Here is a 15,966-nt window from a genome sequence, read left to right as displayed (position 1 = left end):
TAAACTCCATCATTGCAAAGCAATTATAGCCTGTAGTCTATTTATGTTAGGGAGTTGTTGTACTAAAGCTTAATTTTTAAAGCGTTTTAGTATAATTAATAATTATTGTTTTCAATGATTGAGTTTATATCTCCTAGCACCTTATTTATTCACTTATCTTTATCTCGTCTTTTTAGACTGATATTTTTTAATAACTTTTCCACTTTTATAGCATTATCAAATCCGTGATCGTAATGAAATCTTATCTCAGGCGAGAATTTCATATTTATTTTATTAGTAACAAAATTTCTGATAGCATTTTTAGAATTATTTAATGCATCCATAATGTCATCTATTGTTAGTTTAGTATTAAAAGGTAAGAAATAACAATTAGCTATTTTTAAGTCAGCAGTCACTATAACTTTCGTAATAGCGAGAGGACAGTTAAAAAGTCTGATATCCAGCATTTTACCACGCCTTAGAATTTCAATTAATACTTCATTTATAATACTTGCTAATTTTTGTTGTCTATGAGCATTGGTTTTAGTTAATTTTTTCATATCATAAATTATAGAATATAATATAATGTTAGGACATAATAACATATTTTAGCTAAGCTACAAATACTTAAAAATTTTAAAAATTTGGTTTTAAAAAAACCGGAGAATAAAGAAATAAAGCTTCCCCAAAAAGCAAACGCCATTAAGAAAAGTATAAATATCTCATATGTGTAATATAGTTTTGCTAAATTTTTATACCTCAAAATATTTTGTTCATTTTTGGAAGCATAAAAGATATTTAAAACTATTCTTCCAAAAATATAATTAACTGCATTACTGCTAAGAGAAGCACAAGTAGCTACTAGCAGCATTATTAAACTATTATAGCCCCCAAACATTTTCATAGAATGAAATATTAATTCATTCTGAAAACCAATAACAAGATTTGAGACAAAACTATCAGCAAATAATAAACTATATGCTTCAAATTGTTCCATAAATATTATATAGTCAATTTTAATTAAGGTTGTTGTATTGCTCGACCCCGCGTAAGCGGGAATCCAAAAAATAACCTTAATATTAGGTGTATATTTGGTAAAATAGATATATCAAAACAATTTTTGATATTGTTTGACCCCCATTTTTACCGGGGATCTAAATCTGAATACTTTTTAAAAGTCATACAACAAAGCCATTCCAATTTTATATCTAACACTAAAATAAAGTAACCGGCAATGAAAAAGCAAATTATTTATCCTGATTTTATAGCACGAATTTTTTCTACGGCACTTGATTTATCATTATTTGCCTTTATAGCAATCCCAATATCACAATTTTGTGCTTTTAATTTATTATGGTTGTTCTTTAATGATTATTTCTTTAGCACTAACATTAGTCTTTATCCTAATGAAATATTTAGTTCTATTATGAGTCAGGAATTTTATGAATATCTTAAAGCAGGAAATTTTAATAAGTATATTTTGTTTAATATTTCAATTTTTGCTACTAATATATTAGTAATAGGCTCATATTTCATAACACTTTGGTATTATACAGGTGCAACGCTTAGTAAAATGTTGCTACGTATGAAAATAGTAGATGCCGTAACATTAAATCGTCCAACTTTAAAGCAGTTAATTAAAAGATTTTTAGGGTATATGACTTTTCCTATTGGTATTTTTTTCATACTTTTTTCTTCTAAAAAACAAGCATTACATGATAAAATAGCTGGAACAGTCGTGATCAAGGCTTAAGTATTCCAATGAATGAAACAAATGATATAGATCAGCTCATTTATCTTTTTTCAAAATTACCTGGTCTTGGTAGTAGGTCGGCAAGACGTATAGTACTATACCTACTACAAGATAAAGACGTAAGATTAAAAAGTCTTATTAACAATTTGATAAATATAGACAAAAAAATAGTAAAATGTGAAATTTGTGGTAATATGGATACGGAAAATATTTGCCGTATTTGTTCTTCCGAATATAGAGACAAGTCAGTTATTGCTATTGTTGAAACTGTAGCTGAATTATGGGCAATGGAGCGTAGCGGTAATTTTAAAGGTTTATACCACGTACTTGGTTATAATTTATCGGCAGCTAGTAGAAAAAATCCTAGCATGCTCAGATTACCCGAACTACTTACAAGATGTTTTGCAGCAAATATTAAAGAGGTTATTATTGCTACTAATTCTACTTTAGAAGGTCAGACTACCGCTTATTTTATTACCGAATATTTAAAAGAGCATCCTGCTAAAATTTCTCGCCTAGCTAGCGGCATACCTATCGGAGGTGAACTTGACTATTTAGACGAGGGTACATTATCTGCTGCTATTAACCTACGCCAACCTTTTGAATAAGTATTAACAATTTTATTAAAGTTATAGCAAATCTTAATTTTATTACATTATTATGATTCCCTTGATAATCAAAATTTATCAGTAATTCACTCGTTTGAATGTAATATATTTTTGAATAAACGCTGGTTACCGTCAATTTTAATTTCAACTGCTTTTTTACCGATAAATTTAACGCCGTTATCACCTTGTTGTCTATATATTAGACCTTTCTTTAAGGTATTCACAAATCTATTACATTGATTCTTATCTAATTTTTTTGTAATTTTTCACCAATTCTTCTGTAGCATTCAAGTCCTTTATATTTACCTAAAGAAGTAATATTATTAATTGTAATTTCCCAACTGCTATAACTAGGAATAATTTGTTGTATTAAATGTACATGTTATATTGATTGATAATATTTATGCATTTCTTTAGTATCTTCATACTGCATTAATTCTTCTTGAGTATCTGTAGATATTGCTTCAGATACTGAACAAGTCCAGTATATTTCTGTATCTTTTCTTAGCTAAGCTAACCTAGCGGCTACTAATCCATGCTCAATGGCTTCCTGATTTTTATTTCATATTGTAAAATTTCCTCAACTTTGTTTAAAGCTAAGCCGTATTTCTAAATTGCAATTAAATAAGTGATAATCTTATTAATTGCTTTTATAGATTTTGCTTGTGAACAAGTAAGGTTGCTAACAAGAGCTTCTATATAAATTAGATTAATATATCCTTCAGGATTTAATAAAAATGCTATTGCCTGAAAGAGATTTTTATAAATTGTTTAGCTAATTTTATATAATGCTGTTGTAGGTAATAATTATAGAACCACCAATATAGTCACTAATTTCGATTAACTCATACTTTAGGTTTTCTTCATTCAAAATTTTCTCAGAAGCAGAATATTTATTGTATTTAGCAATATATTGAAAACATCCAAACTGTTCTCTACTATCCTTAGATAAATTATCTTGGTTCATTAGATTTAATTTAGATTCAGAAATTTCAGCTAAATTAAAACTCATTTCTGTCAAAGTTTTTATATCTTTAGGAGCATTTTTTATTAAATTTTTTACTTCTGTTAACTTTTCATTAAGTAAATAAATTTTAATAAACTATAGATCGAATCGCTATCGTTTAGTCGATGCTTTAAAATGCATAATAATTATTCTTCTGCTAATTACAATTGTCCTGTATATATGTTACTAATAGATTATAGTAGCAAAATTAGATACCTTTATTTTCCTGTTGCTGCTCACTGTTTAATAATATCAGGTTGAAATTTAGGTTTTACAAATAGTATAATTTCTGGAATAATATTCAGATATTTTTGATATCATTGTCCTTGAGTTTTTAGTAAATTTAAAACTATAGGTGCTGATTTAAGTATATCTTTATCTACTTCTTCCATTAAGAAAATATTCTTTTCTACTACAGCTAAACTAAAAATATTTTCCTTAGCGATAAATTTATTAATAATCTTAGCAATAGGGGTGAGAAGAATTAGAGCTAGGTTTGTATTCAAAAAATATTTCTACTTTAGAATTTTTATTAATTAAAGAATTATATTCACTAATTTTTAAATAACTCTTAATTGCTAAAAATTCGCAAATTCTCAAGCTAATTTTGAGTTTTTTATTTCTTCACAATAGTTCTTAAAAAATCTTTTTTTATCTTAAAATCTTTCACTATTGCTTAGTACTATTCTATAGCTGTATTTAATGTAATATTGTGAGTTTCAAGCGATAATCATAGAATATGATTATTCTTAGAAAAGTTAATAGAGGACTTTTTTGCTTTCATTTATAATACCTAGTTATAAGCGTAATACATTAGCTTTAATTCTTAATCAAAAAATTATTAATATTTCTTTAGTAATTACCCGCCAAATTGCTCTTTAATAATTCGATCTTCCAACGTATGATTTTTATTAAAGAGCAATTTGATAGGTTTGTCTTTAGTAGAGCTAACAGTAACCTGTATGATATTATTAAACTCCTGAAAGTCGGCAGTAGCATTGACCGGTCTTTTGGTTGTATTAAATATTTCAAATTTAATCGTAGCAGATGAAAGCAGTAAAGCACCATGCCATCTACGTGGTCTAAACGCACAGATAGGTGTTAGGCATAACATGTTTGATTCAAGTGGTAAAATAGGACCGCCTGCAGATAAATTATAAGCGCTGCTTCCTGCAGGTGTTGCAACTAAAGCTCCATCTGCTACTAATTCACTCATCCTCTCTATCCCGTTTACGTCTATTCTAAATTTCGCAGCTTGATTAGTTTTACGAAATATCGATACTTCATTGATAGCAAGTGCCGTATATATTTGACCGCTCGTATCTTTGGCTTGCATAAGAAGAGGATTTAGTATAGTAACCGTACTGTCATGTATATTTTGTAATAAATTCTTAGTATCTAAAGTATTCATTAAAAAGCCGAGGCTTCCTAAATTAACTCCATAAAAAGGGATGTTAAGATGCATATAGCAGTGAATATTATGTAGTAATGCTCCATCGCCTCCTATTACTATAATTACTTCTGCTTCCTCTACCTCACAATAATTATATAGTTTTTTTATTTCTTCTATAATTGCTAAAGATTTATAATCTTTATTATAAATCAATGCTATTTTATTTATATTCATTACATGAATTTCTTTTTTAATAATGGACGCTTAACTAATAATAAGTTATAAGAATAAAGTAATAAAATAAATATTAAGTTAAATTATGTCATCATTCAACATGAAAAACCATAAAAACGATTTATTATTTGTGCCGCTAGGAGGATCTAATGAAATAGGTATGAATCTTAATTTTTATCATTATAAAGGGAAATGGCTCATGATTGATTGCGGTAGCGGTTTTGCTGATGATTATTTGCCAGGTGTTGATATGATAATTGCCGATAGTAGCTTTATTGAAAAATATAAAAAAGATATAGTAGGTCTGATTTTAACTCATGCTCATGAAGATCATTTAGGCGGTGTTCAATATTTATGGAATAGCCTTAAATGTCCTATTTATACTACTACTTTTACGGCAAACTTTTTAAAAATTCGTTTAAATGAATATGATTTTGCTACAAATATAAAAATTCATGAAGTAAAACCGGGTAGTAAAATAAATCTAGATCCTTTTTCCTTAGAAATGGTACCACTGACTCACTCGGCTCCTGAAATGCAAGCAATTATGATTCGTACGAAGGCTGGTAATATTTTACATACGGGAGATTGGAAATTTGATAACGATCCGATACTTGGTAAAAAAGCCGATGAGAAACTTTTAAAATCTTATGGAGATGAAGGGGTTCTTGCACTTGTTTGTGATTCAACTAACGTGTTTAATAAGGGAAGCTCAGGCTCTGAAGGTGATGTTAGAAAAAGTTTAGTAGATATCATAGCCTGTTGCCCTCAAATGGTAGTAGTTTCAACATTTGCATCCAATTTAGCACGACTTGATACAATAATTCATGCCGCAGGGCTTGCGGGTAGAAAAGTAGTCTTAACTGGTAGAAGTTTGTATCGTATGATGCGTGCTGCTCAAGAAAGTGGCTATTTTAAAGATATTACTCCTCTAATTAGTGAACGTGAGATTAGCAGATTTAGAAGAGAAGAATTATTAGTAATTGCTACCGGTTGTCAAGGTGAGACTATGGCTGCAACCGCAAAACTGGCTAGTAATTCTCACCCATCTATAAAGCTTGCTCCTAAAGATACAATGATTTTTTCTTCAAAAATTATTCCCGGCAATGAAAAGAAAATATTTAGATTATTTAATATATTTGTTAAAGCCGGTGTAGAAGTTATTACTGAGCGAGACCATTTTGTCCATGTGTCAGGACATCCATCGATTGATGAACTAAAAAAAATGTATTCTTTAATTAGACCAAATATTTGTATTCCTGTTCACGGCGAGCCTATGCATATTCATGAACATGTTAAGCTTGCTAAGAAAAACAGCATAAAACAGGTAGTAGAGGTTGAAAATGGTAGTGTAGTATTGCTTGAACATAATAATGCAAAAGTAATTTCAAAGGTTGAAAGTGGTTATTTAGCTGTAGACGGTAATTATTTAATTCCTGTAGAATCTCCGATTTTTAAAGCGAGGAGACGCATGAGTGAGTCAGGTATCGTGATAGCATCGGTGGTAATCAATAAAAAAGGTTTGCTTGCTGCAAATCCAATGGTTTCTATGCCTGGACTGCTTGATCCAAAGGAGGATGTTGCGTTAGTTAATCTAATTAAAAACGATATTAAAGAGCTTGTTACTATTCAAAATAAACAAGCTAAAAAACTATTATCAGATGAGCAAGTGATTGAAGCAATAAAAGGGACAATCCGTAAAACCTTAAAACAAGAAATCAATAAATCACCTGTTATAATAGTAAATATCGAGAAAGTTATAAGTGAGTAAATTTAAAAATATCGCGGTTTACGGAGGAGGGAGTTTTGGTACTAGCCTAACTTCTTAACAGTACGAAGCTATAATAATCTTACTTTATTTTTACGTAAAAAATAGTAAAGAAATTTTACATAATAAAACTAACGTAAAATATTTAGGGGATATTATAGTATACACTACCTTCTCATTTACAGGCATACTCTACAAACTGAGATATAATTAAGGATGTTGAACTGATTATTATTGCAGCACCGTTTTATGCTTTCAATGATTCAATAAAATTATTAAAAACTCACTGCATTTCTCAGACAATACTCTTCTAATCGCAACAAAAATTTTTGCCCGTAATTCTAATAAATTATTTTTCGATAAAACCCTATTACCGTATAACTGCTATAGCATTTCTATCCAGTCTTAATCTTGCAAAGGAACTTGCTAAAAATTTACCGGCTTCAGCAAGCATTGCAAGTTTAGATATAGATGTAGCAAATAAAATAGCCAATAATCTAGGTTCAAAAATTTTTACTACTAATGTGACAAGTGATATTGTGACATTGCAGGTGGGTGGTAGGAACATTGAAAAATATCTTTGCTATTAAAAGCAGGATTGATTTAGCAAAAAAGTAGGGCGAAAATGCAAGAGCAACACTTATACTATCTGCCTTTAAAAAAATACAATTTTATCTAAAACTTTAGGCGGTATGCAGGAGGTGCTAGATATATTATTAGAAGCAGGAATAGTAGGCGATTTAGTACTTACCTGTTCTCTTTAGATTTACGTAATACAAAATTCGGTTATGAGCTTCGAATTAGTAGTGATAAAAATAAGTTTTTACAGGAATATCAAAAACTATTAGAGGGCAAAGAAGAATTAAAATCGGTTTTAGATTTGATAAAAAATATAATTTACAAGTGCCTATAATTTCCAAATTTGCTTGTGTGTTATTCATACATAGGTGTTGGCATGGAGGGGTGTTTTGATTGTCATCCAGCGACTTGGATCCCGTGATCCAATTAAAAATGCTAAAACGATTTTGATATCGTGGTCAAGCTATGGTATGAAAAGTACTACAATAATCTCTTAATCTGCTCTTGCTCTAGTTTTTCTTCTTTATCTAGCTTATTTAAAAAGTCTTTATAGAAACTGTGCGTTATATATACGAGTTCCGTTTCAGGATTTAATTCAGAAGAGTCAAGCATTACTACACAATCACCATTCTTGAAAGTAGCAACTGATAAGAATGATAATTTTGTATTTTTTTGTTAGATCTATATTGGTAGTTTTATTTAATTCAAGATCACGCAGCATAGGATTAGAATAGGAATTTAAGCATCAAAATATAATAAGGATAATATATTTTGCATAAATAATTATATTAAATTCGAAGCTCTAAATAATATAATTTTTTGATATTGTAATTTAAAGTTAATGAAGATGAAATAAAAATCTTTATAAAATCTAGTGAAAAAAATAAAATCTCATGTATTATAAGTAATTATATCTTTAGCTCATTACATGATAATATTTAGTATAGTTTTTTTAAAAACCGTTTCGGTATTATTAAGTGTAGTAATAGGATTTTTAGCAGGTAAATATTCAAATGTTGAAAGAGATAGTATCTCTTCGTTACTGTTCTATTTTATATCGCCTATAGTATTTTTTACTATACCTGCTAGTACAACCTTAACACTTTCGGCATTAAGTGTTACGGTTGTAACATTTGTAATTGCAACACTCTTATCACTATTTTCTTATTATTTTTTTGGTAAATTTTGGCAGGATCATACACGTAATATTATAGCTTTATCTGCAGGTACGGCAAATGGTGGGTATTTTATGCTACCTATAGCTGCGGCACTTTTTGATGATTATACTTTAAGTATTTACATGATGGCTGTTATAGGAGTTAACATTTATGAATGTTCCGTCGGTTTTTATATTTGTATGAGAAGTTTTGCTGATACTACTGATAGTATGTTAAAAGTAGTAAAACTACCAATTTTAAATGCTTTTTTCTTAGGATGTTTGTTTAGTTTTTGCGGTTTTACTTTACCAGATTTTTTAGATGATTTTATATATAATATGAAAGGCTCTTTTTCAATACTCGGTATGGTTATGGTGGGTCTTGCTCTTTCGTCTCTGCAAAAATTTGAAGTTGATATAAAATTTACTCTTGCTACTTTTGCTGCTAAATTTTTATTCTATCCTTTGGGTGTAGGGTTATTTATCATGTTTGATCATTTTGTAACAAAATGGTATAACAATGATTACTATAATGCCTTAAAGCTACTTTCTACTGCACCGCTTGCTGCAAATACTATAGTTATAGCGAATTTACAGAAATTTTATCCTGAGAAAGTTGCTGCTACTGTGTTTTTATCTTTGCTTTTTGTAGTTATATATACGCCGACTATGGTCAGTATATTTTTAAGTAATTTAAATTAATAACATGATGACAATGATTTTTTCAAACTTATTCTAAATTGGTATTAATAGGTTCATATGAAAATTAATTCAATAACAATTGGTCCATATATTAATTTATTACCTCTTCAATATATACCGAAACACAAAATTTCTTATGTGGAATTCGGTGATCCTAAAAATAAAAATATAATAGTATGTGCTCACGGCTTAACTAGAAATGCTCATGATTTTGATAAAATAGCTAAAGCATTGAGTCAAAATTATAGAGTAATTTCAATAAATTATCCTGGTCGTAGTGATAGCGAAAATTTTAAAAAAGCTAATCATTATAATTATACTACCTATATTAAAGATACGTTATTCTTTTTTAGAAGACTAAATATTAAAAAAACTATTTGGCTTGGTACTTCAATGGGTGGTATTATAGGTATGTTACTTGCCAGTAAATATAAAAATTTTTTTAAAGCCTTAATATTAAATGATATAGGAGCATTTATCGATGCTGCTCCTTTAATTAAAATTAGAGATTATGCTAAAAAAACGATTATCTTAGATGATTTGGCTGGTGCCAAAGAACATCTAAAGCTTATTTATGCACAATCAGGTATCAAAGACGAAGAAGATTGGGATTATTTAACAAAATATAGTGTTATTTCTACATTTGGTGGAAAATATAAAATGAATTATGATCCTGCTATAATAAAAGGAATCAACAATGCCGGTAACCAAGAAGATGTTAAGTTATGGTCAGTATGGAATAAAATAAAATGTAAAACATTAGTAATTCATGGGATGAAATCTCAAATTTTAACAAAATCTACCGTTAAAAAAATGAAGGAAACAAAAGTGTTTGATCTGTATGAGATAAAATACGCAGGTCATACACCGTCTCTAATGAACCCTGAAGAAATTAACTATGTTAAATCTTGGTTAGAGCAATTAGAAAACAAAAAAGAAAACTAATAGATAAATATAATTATGCACATTACTGCCAAAGTACTAATAATTGGTTCAGGTCCTGCAGGTTTAAGTGCCGCTATTTATACGGCTCGAGCTGCTTTAAAACCAATATTAATCAATGGTATGCAGCCTGGTGGGCAGCTTACAATTACCACCGATGTTGAAAATTATCCTGGGTTTGCGGAAACGGTGCAAGGACCTTGGCTTATGGAGCAGATGTATATGCAGGCTAAAAATGTTGGTACGGAAATTGTTAGTGATTACGTAGAAAAGGTGGATTTATCAAAAAGACCTTTTAAAGTATTGACTGGAGCCGGACATGAGTATAAAGCAGAAAGTATAATCATTTGTACCGGTGCGGAAGCAAAATGGCTTGGTATAGCTTCAGAGCAGGAATTTCGCGGTTTTGGTGTTTCAGCATGTGCTACTTGTGATGGTTTCTTTTTTAAGAATCAAGAAATAGTTGTAGTAGGGGGAGGTAATAGTGCAGTAGAAGAAGCTTTATACTTAACCAATCATGCTAACAAAGTTACTATAGTGCATAGAAGAGATAGTTTTAGAGCTGAGAAAATATTACAGGCTCGATTATTTAAAAATCCTAAAATATCGGTAATTTGGGATCATGTAGTAGATGAGATTGTTGGTGATAATAAACCAAAATCCGTTACCGGAGTTAAAATTCAAAATGTTCACACTAAAGAGATTAGTTTAGTGAATTGTAGCGGTGTATTTGTAGCTATCGGGCATGCACCGAATACAAGCTTATTTACCGGACAAATTGCAATGGATTACGATAATTATATCATAACGAAGCCAGGTACGACTAAAACTAGCGTCGAAGGCGTTTTCGCTGCTGGTGACGTTCAGGATAAAATTTATAGACAAGCAGTAACTGCTGCAGGTAGTGGTTGTATGGCAGCTCTTGAGGCTGAAAAATTTTTAAATAATTAGTTTTCTATATTTCATCTAGTGCTTTTTTCAAGTCATGTAACCACACCTTTTCTAGGCCCATCAGAAAAAATGGGAAATTTTTTTAAAAGCTAGGAGCAGAGGTAGGAGTTACTAATAATAAAGTTATTTTTAAAACAAAACTTCTAAAGAATTGGAGCATTTTCCTACAATTATTAGCATCCCATGATGAATTAAAGTAGTATGTGATACTGCTTTGTTTAAAGATAATAGAAAGGATATAGCAGAATCTCTGCACTATATATTCAGATATAGAAACAGGTGAGTTATTTTAATAAGCTAGTAGATGGTGACCTTATAACAGAGCATGGTTTGTCTAAAATTTTAGAAACAATAAAATTAGAAGCTGAATTTAGTAAAGCATTATTAACGGCTGAGATTCAACTCTTATAAAGTATAAAATGGATGAATCCAAACTTGAGAAATTACAAGTCGTTATAAGAGATGCAAATAAATTATCAAAAATTTTAACAGGCTAAGCAACACTGGCTACAGATTATACTTATCGACCTACTGAATTTTCTAAGTTAATATCTCACATTACTTCTCATACAGCAATAGCTTAACTTTTACTCTAAATAACGGTGCAGTAATGCAAGCTATACAGGTTTATAAAGTTGACGGTAAACCACCTATTATCACTTATAGCTTAAAAGATGAATTTATTATTGCTAATTTTATAGTCTCTTTGGTGGTTAAAACCTCCATCTTCCAGATGCGAAAGCTTTAGCTTGCCATGTTGAGCCATGATGCGTTAGCATCATAAGCCCCATGACTCAATATAGCAACAAATCACGCACCGTTTACTATCATCGATATCACATATAGTGTGGATTACAAAATATCGATACAAGGTATTAACCTATGACATCAAAAAGCGAGTGAGAGAAATTATTGCAGTAGTTGTAGAAGAACTCAATGTTAAAATAGAAAATGGAGTAATATCAAGCGATCATATACATATATTTGCCAATATACCACCTCATATTAAAGTGAGTGAATTTGTGCAAAAAGCCAAAGGGAGATCATCAAAAAAAAATACAAGAAGAATTTCCAATATTAAGAAAAAAGTATTGGGGTAGACATTTATGGGTGGTAAGAGGATACTTTAGTGCGACTAGTGGTAATGTGACTGATGACATGATTAATGAATATATTAATAGACATACTGATGCTCATGAACCAGTAATGACTACTAATATAAGACTGGAATAAGCTTTAGCTTGATTCAGCGACTTCTAGTCGCTATAGACAAACTTTCATCTCTTAGATGACAGTGATTGATTAAAATATTTATTTCCAATATTTAACGGTTTTGTTTGGCAGGAAGTAAATTTCCTATTATTTTTTCTTCTAAAGACCTAGAATATCTAAATACTTAATAATTCATGAAATTACTTTTAGTGATTATAAAAGTAATATACAAGATTGTATGGTACTGTCACAGATGCTTTAGAATTGTTACAAGAAAAAATAGATATGCATTCACTATTGTAGTATTTACTGATGGCAAGATGGCAAGAACTAAGGAACTGACTGTAATACAACTCAACAAGAGATTATAGAGTCTGCAATCACTGTAATACAAAATCCTCAATTTAATATGTATGTTTTAGGCTTTGGTGAGAACTATAATAAAGAATTTCTTGAAGAAATTACAATGTATAGATGGTTTACTCATGTGAGTTTCGATCCTCGTGGTTGAAACAGATTGAGTAATATATTGATAATATTGAGTAAAAGGTGGTTATTTGAAAAATATTAGGAGAACGACTAAATTTGATAACTCGCGTACAAGAAAGGTGATGTTTTTATTGGAGATAAAGTAGATATTACATTTTCTAAAGATGGTCAATAATTCACGATTGGTACAGAGGAGGCTGATCCAAAAATTGCCGGCGTAGTAAACAGTTGTTATGCTAAAGTAGCTTAATTAATAATACTTTCTATCTTTTAAAATAAGCTTTATTGTATAATTCTAAAATTATGATAAACATCACTGATGTTATGCCTGCTTGGCATTGTTGCGTGGCTCGAAAAATGAGTTCAGTGTCATATCATGGCTTGAACACAGTATCTAGAAAAATTTACAAAACTGGAGCATGTGATCAAGTCGCAGGATGATGATATGGTTGGCATCGGATCCATACGTAACAATGCTTTCCTGCTTTTACGGGAATGATATACACAGCTTAACAAGCAAAGTCATTAATACTATTAAGGGAAATATGAATTTACTTAAAAACATTATAGGAAAGAATTATATAAACGGTGAATTTGTAGAATTCAGGAAACAAATATCCGTTATTAATCCTTCGACTTTAAAAGAAATTGCTACAGTTCCAAATTTAGAATTATATGAAATTAATTCTGTAATAGATAACACAGTTCAGGCTTTTCCTGCATGGTCATAAAGTGCATTTGAAGAAAGAATAGTGATTCTTAGAAGATGGTATAACTTAGTACTTGCAAATATTGATGAGTTAAGTCATATGTTAACCTTAGAGCAGGGGAAGATATTTGCCGAATCAAAAAAAGAAATTCTCTACGGAGCATCTTTTATTGATTGGTATACATATGCTATACATAATATTCATTCGACTATCAAATCTGGGAGTAATAAAGCTCATAAAATTATTACGCAATATGAACCGGTATAGGACCTTCTGCTGCTATAACTCCTTGGAATTTTCCAAATGCAATGATTACACGCAAGGTAGTTCCTGCAATAGCAGCTGGTTGCAGTGTTATATTAAAACCGTCACGTCTTACCGCCTCTATCAGCTTTAGTACTTGCAAAATTTGCAAGTGATGCCGGTTTGTCTGCCGGAGTATTTAATGTAATTACAGGTAATTCGGATATTATAGGTAAGGCTTTTTGTGAAGATTTTAGGCTTCGGAAATTATCATTTACTGGTTCTACAGATGTAGGTAAAATTCTATATAAAATTGCCGCAAATACTATAAAGCGTTTATCTTTGGAACTTGGCGGCAATGCGCCTTTCATTATAACGGCAGAGAATGATTTAGAACAAGTAGCAGGTGATTTAGTAATCGCTAAAACTAGAAATAGTGGTTAGTCTTGTACTTCCCCTAACAGAATATTTATAGAAGAATCTATATATAAAAAATTTATAGAAATTCTGAAGGCTAAATTTACTAAAATAAAAGCTGGTGACGGATTCGATAAAACATCAGATATAGGTCCATTAATTAATGGGGCGGCTATAAAAAAATACAAAAGCTTTTAACAGATGGACAAAATAAAGGAGCTAAATTAATTTGTGGCGGTAAAGCTGTTGATAATTTTATTGAACCGACTATTATTACTGATTGTTTAGATAATATGGATATCTTTAAAACGGAAATATTCGGTCCGGTAATTGCGTGCTATAGATTTAAAGGTTTAGATGAAGTAATAGAGCGTGCTAATAATACCGAATATGGCTTGCAAGGATATGTATATTCAAATAATATATCCCCGTGGCACAAATGATAGCTGATAAGCTTGATTTGGGTATGGTATCGATTAATGACCCGTTACCTGCAAATGCCAAAGCACCTTTTGCAGGGCGTAAAGCTTCAGGTTTTGGAATTGAAGGCTCATTTGAAGGTATATTTGAATATCAAAATACTAAATATATAAACTTACAAAATATAATAAATTATGTCAGTTTCTATAAAGAATATTGAAAGAGCAATTGACAGAACCAATGAGGTGGTTTCTTTAATAGATAATAAAAATGGAGTTGATCCTTGGTTATGGGCAATATCTGATTGTCTTACTAGGTTATTAGATCAGCATAAAGAATTGTTATCAATTGAATATGCTTATCCTTTGATTCAGCTAATTCAAAGGTACGAAGAGACAAAGATTATAATATACCAAAGTCTTAATAATGCTTTAAGTAATATATTATTAATCTTTGAAGATAAATGCAAATTTGAAGAATCAGAACTAATAAAAAATATAACTTATAGTTTAAATACTCTTAATATTCTAGGAGTACATGCATATTAATCTTCCAAAAATCTCAATAGTTCTGCCAGTCTACAATAGAGAGAAGCTATTACCTTTTGTTATTGAAAGCTGCCTTAATCAAAGTTTTAAAGATTTTGAGCTTATTATTATTGATGATTGCTCAAAAGATAATAGCGTTGTAGTAGCTAAGAAATATGCAGAGCAAGATTCACGTATTAAACTAATAGTAAACGCGACTAATAAAACATTGCCGGCGAGTCTTAATATTGCTTTTAAAGATGCTAAGGGGAGGTATTTTACTTGGACTTCCGATGATAATCTTTTTCATGAAAATGCTTTAGAGAAAATGGTTAGGACACTTGATAATTCACCTGAGATAGGGCTTGTATATACTGATTATACTTTAATCGATGAGCAGGGTAGGATAGGTGCACGGCTCTATCAAGAATCACCTGAATTTTTACCAATTAGAGATTGCGTAGGTGCATGTTTCTTGTATAGAGCCGATTTAGCAAGGCAAGTAGGTGGATATAATGAAAATATGCAGTTAGTTGACGATTATGAATATTGGCTTCGTCTTGGGCTTGTTACAAAATTTACTCATATACCGGAATCTTTATATTTTTATAGAGTTCATGATCAAAGCTTAACAATAGAACGTAAAGTAGAGGCAAAACAGGCAAAAAGAGCTTTGAAAGAATTATTTAAAGATAAATATATTATTCCTACTGAGATTAAACCTATAAATGATTTATATAATTGGTTTATTGAAGATAGAAATTTTAACTCTTATTTTAGGTTATTTAAAATAATTCTTTGTAACCCTATAATTACTCTTTCTTATATTATTAAAAACCTTAGAAGAATTAGGTAATCTTTTTCATTGATATAAGCA

General features: G+C 30.2%; 15 protein-coding genes and 3 pseudogenes. 11 read left to right on the top strand and 7 right to left on the bottom strand.

Annotated features, from left to right (window positions below):
• Nucleotides 1-149 precede the first annotated feature (149 nt).
• Nucleotides 150-539: a 30S ribosome-binding factor RbfA gene (gene rbfA, locus A1E_RS02830; RefSeq protein ID WP_041405280.1), complete on the bottom strand. Its 390-nt coding sequence runs from the start codon at nucleotides 537-539 to the stop codon at nucleotides 150-152.
• Nucleotides 540-547: 8 nt separating this feature from the next.
• Nucleotides 548-976 carry a YqaA family protein gene (locus A1E_RS02825; RefSeq protein WP_012148763.1) on the bottom strand — a complete coding sequence of 143 codons (429 nt, stop codon included), beginning with the start codon at nucleotides 974-976 and terminating at the stop codon, nucleotides 548-550.
• A gap of 237 nt (nucleotides 977-1,213) precedes the next feature.
• Here A1E_RS02825 and A1E_RS02820 point away from each other — a divergent pair, with 237 nt between their 5' ends.
• Nucleotides 1,214-1,732 carry an RDD family protein gene (locus tag A1E_RS02820; RefSeq protein WP_012148762.1) on the top strand — a complete coding sequence of 173 codons (519 nt, stop codon included), beginning with the start codon at nucleotides 1,214-1,216 and terminating at the stop codon, nucleotides 1,730-1,732.
• Nucleotides 1,733-1,740: 8 nt separating this feature from the next.
• The gene (gene recR / locus A1E_RS02815) at nucleotides 1,741-2,340 is read left to right on the top strand and encodes a recombination mediator RecR (protein WP_012148761.1); all 600 of its coding nucleotides are present in this window, start codon (nucleotides 1,741-1,743) and stop codon (nucleotides 2,338-2,340) included.
• A gap of 86 nt (nucleotides 2,341-2,426) precedes the next feature.
• Here the strand turns inward: recR and A1E_RS06525 are convergent, their stop codons facing one another.
• The 4 genes from A1E_RS06525 to A1E_RS02800 form a co-directional block, all read right to left on the bottom strand.
• Nucleotides 2,427-2,564 (bottom strand): hypothetical protein, encoded by a 138-nt coding sequence (locus tag A1E_RS06525; protein ID WP_012148760.1) that lies wholly within the window; start codon nucleotides 2,562-2,564, stop codon nucleotides 2,427-2,429.
• A 557-nt stretch (nucleotides 2,565-3,121) separates the two neighbouring features.
• The gene (locus tag A1E_RS06865; protein WP_012148759.1) at nucleotides 3,122-3,352 is read right to left on the bottom strand and encodes a hypothetical protein; all 231 of its coding nucleotides are present in this window, start codon (nucleotides 3,350-3,352) and stop codon (nucleotides 3,122-3,124) included.
• A gap of 311 nt (nucleotides 3,353-3,663) precedes the next feature.
• On the bottom strand, nucleotides 3,664-3,852 hold the full coding sequence (locus A1E_RS02805) for a hypothetical protein (protein WP_012148758.1): 189 nt from the start codon (nucleotides 3,850-3,852) through the stop codon (nucleotides 3,664-3,666).
• Between the two features lie 353 nt (nucleotides 3,853-4,205).
• Nucleotides 4,206-4,973 carry an NAD kinase gene (locus A1E_RS02800; RefSeq protein ID WP_012148757.1) on the bottom strand — a complete coding sequence of 256 codons (768 nt, stop codon included), beginning with the start codon at nucleotides 4,971-4,973 and terminating at the stop codon, nucleotides 4,206-4,208.
• Between the two features lie 85 nt (nucleotides 4,974-5,058).
• Between A1E_RS02800 and A1E_RS02795 the strand changes: the two genes are divergently transcribed.
• Both A1E_RS02795 and A1E_RS05635 read left to right on the top strand, forming a co-directional pair.
• Nucleotides 5,059-6,744, top strand: coding sequence for a ribonuclease J (locus A1E_RS02795; RefSeq protein WP_012148756.1), 1,686 nt, complete (start codon nucleotides 5,059-5,061; stop codon nucleotides 6,742-6,744).
• Nucleotides 6,737-7,713 (top strand): annotated as a pseudogene (locus A1E_RS05635) (NAD(P)H-dependent glycerol-3-phosphate dehydrogenase). Before A1E_RS02795 ends, A1E_RS05635 begins: the two are co-directional and overlap by 8 nt.
• Before the next feature lie 87 nt (nucleotides 7,714-7,800).
• On the opposite strand, the gene A1E_RS07145 reads toward A1E_RS05635, so the two are convergent.
• On the bottom strand, nucleotides 7,801-7,932 hold the full coding sequence (locus tag A1E_RS07145; protein ID WP_012148754.1) for a hypothetical protein: 132 nt from the start codon (nucleotides 7,930-7,932) through the stop codon (nucleotides 7,801-7,803).
• 316 nt (nucleotides 7,933-8,248) lie between these two features.
• On the opposite strand from A1E_RS07145, the gene A1E_RS02785 reads away from it, so the two are divergent.
• The 7 genes and pseudogenes from A1E_RS02785 to A1E_RS02755 all read left to right on the top strand — a co-directional run bounded on the left by A1E_RS02785 (nucleotide 8,249) and on the right by A1E_RS02755 (nucleotide 15,945).
• The gene (locus A1E_RS02785; protein ID WP_012148753.1) at nucleotides 8,249-9,178 is read left to right on the top strand and encodes an AEC family transporter; all 930 of its coding nucleotides are present in this window, start codon (nucleotides 8,249-8,251) and stop codon (nucleotides 9,176-9,178) included.
• A 57-nt stretch (nucleotides 9,179-9,235) separates the two neighbouring features.
• Complete coding sequence (locus A1E_RS02780; RefSeq protein ID WP_012148752.1) at nucleotides 9,236-10,123, top strand: alpha/beta fold hydrolase; 888 nt, start codon at nucleotides 9,236-9,238, stop codon at nucleotides 10,121-10,123.
• A 15-nt stretch (nucleotides 10,124-10,138) separates the two neighbouring features.
• A complete protein-coding gene (trxB, locus tag A1E_RS02775) occupies nucleotides 10,139-11,071 on the top strand; it encodes a thioredoxin-disulfide reductase (RefSeq protein WP_012148751.1) in 933 nt (310 codons plus the stop codon).
• A 789-nt stretch (nucleotides 11,072-11,860) separates the two neighbouring features.
• Nucleotides 11,861-12,304 (top strand): annotated as a pseudogene (tnpA, locus tag A1E_RS02770) (IS200/IS605 family transposase).
• Nucleotides 12,305-13,317: 1,013 nt separating this feature from the next.
• Nucleotides 13,318-14,782, top strand: a pseudogene (locus A1E_RS02765) (NAD-dependent succinate-semialdehyde dehydrogenase).
• The gene (locus A1E_RS02760) at nucleotides 14,757-15,110 is read left to right on the top strand and encodes a hypothetical protein (RefSeq protein WP_012148746.1); all 354 of its coding nucleotides are present in this window, start codon (nucleotides 14,757-14,759) and stop codon (nucleotides 15,108-15,110) included. Before A1E_RS02765 ends, A1E_RS02760 begins: the two are co-directional and overlap by 26 nt.
• Complete coding sequence (locus A1E_RS02755) at nucleotides 15,100-15,945, top strand: glycosyltransferase (protein ID WP_012148745.1); 846 nt, start codon at nucleotides 15,100-15,102, stop codon at nucleotides 15,943-15,945. Before A1E_RS02760 ends, A1E_RS02755 begins: the two co-directional genes overlap by 11 nt.
• The last annotated feature ends 21 nt before the right edge of the window (nucleotides 15,946-15,966 follow it).

The sequence above is a fragment of the Rickettsia canadensis str. McKiel genome, from assembly GCF_000014345.1.
Taxonomy (GTDB): Bacteria; Pseudomonadota; Alphaproteobacteria; order Rickettsiales; family Rickettsiaceae; genus Rickettsia; species Rickettsia canadensis.
Note: the sequence above shows the minus strand (reverse complement) of the source record. Positions and strands in the feature narration are given on the sequence as shown.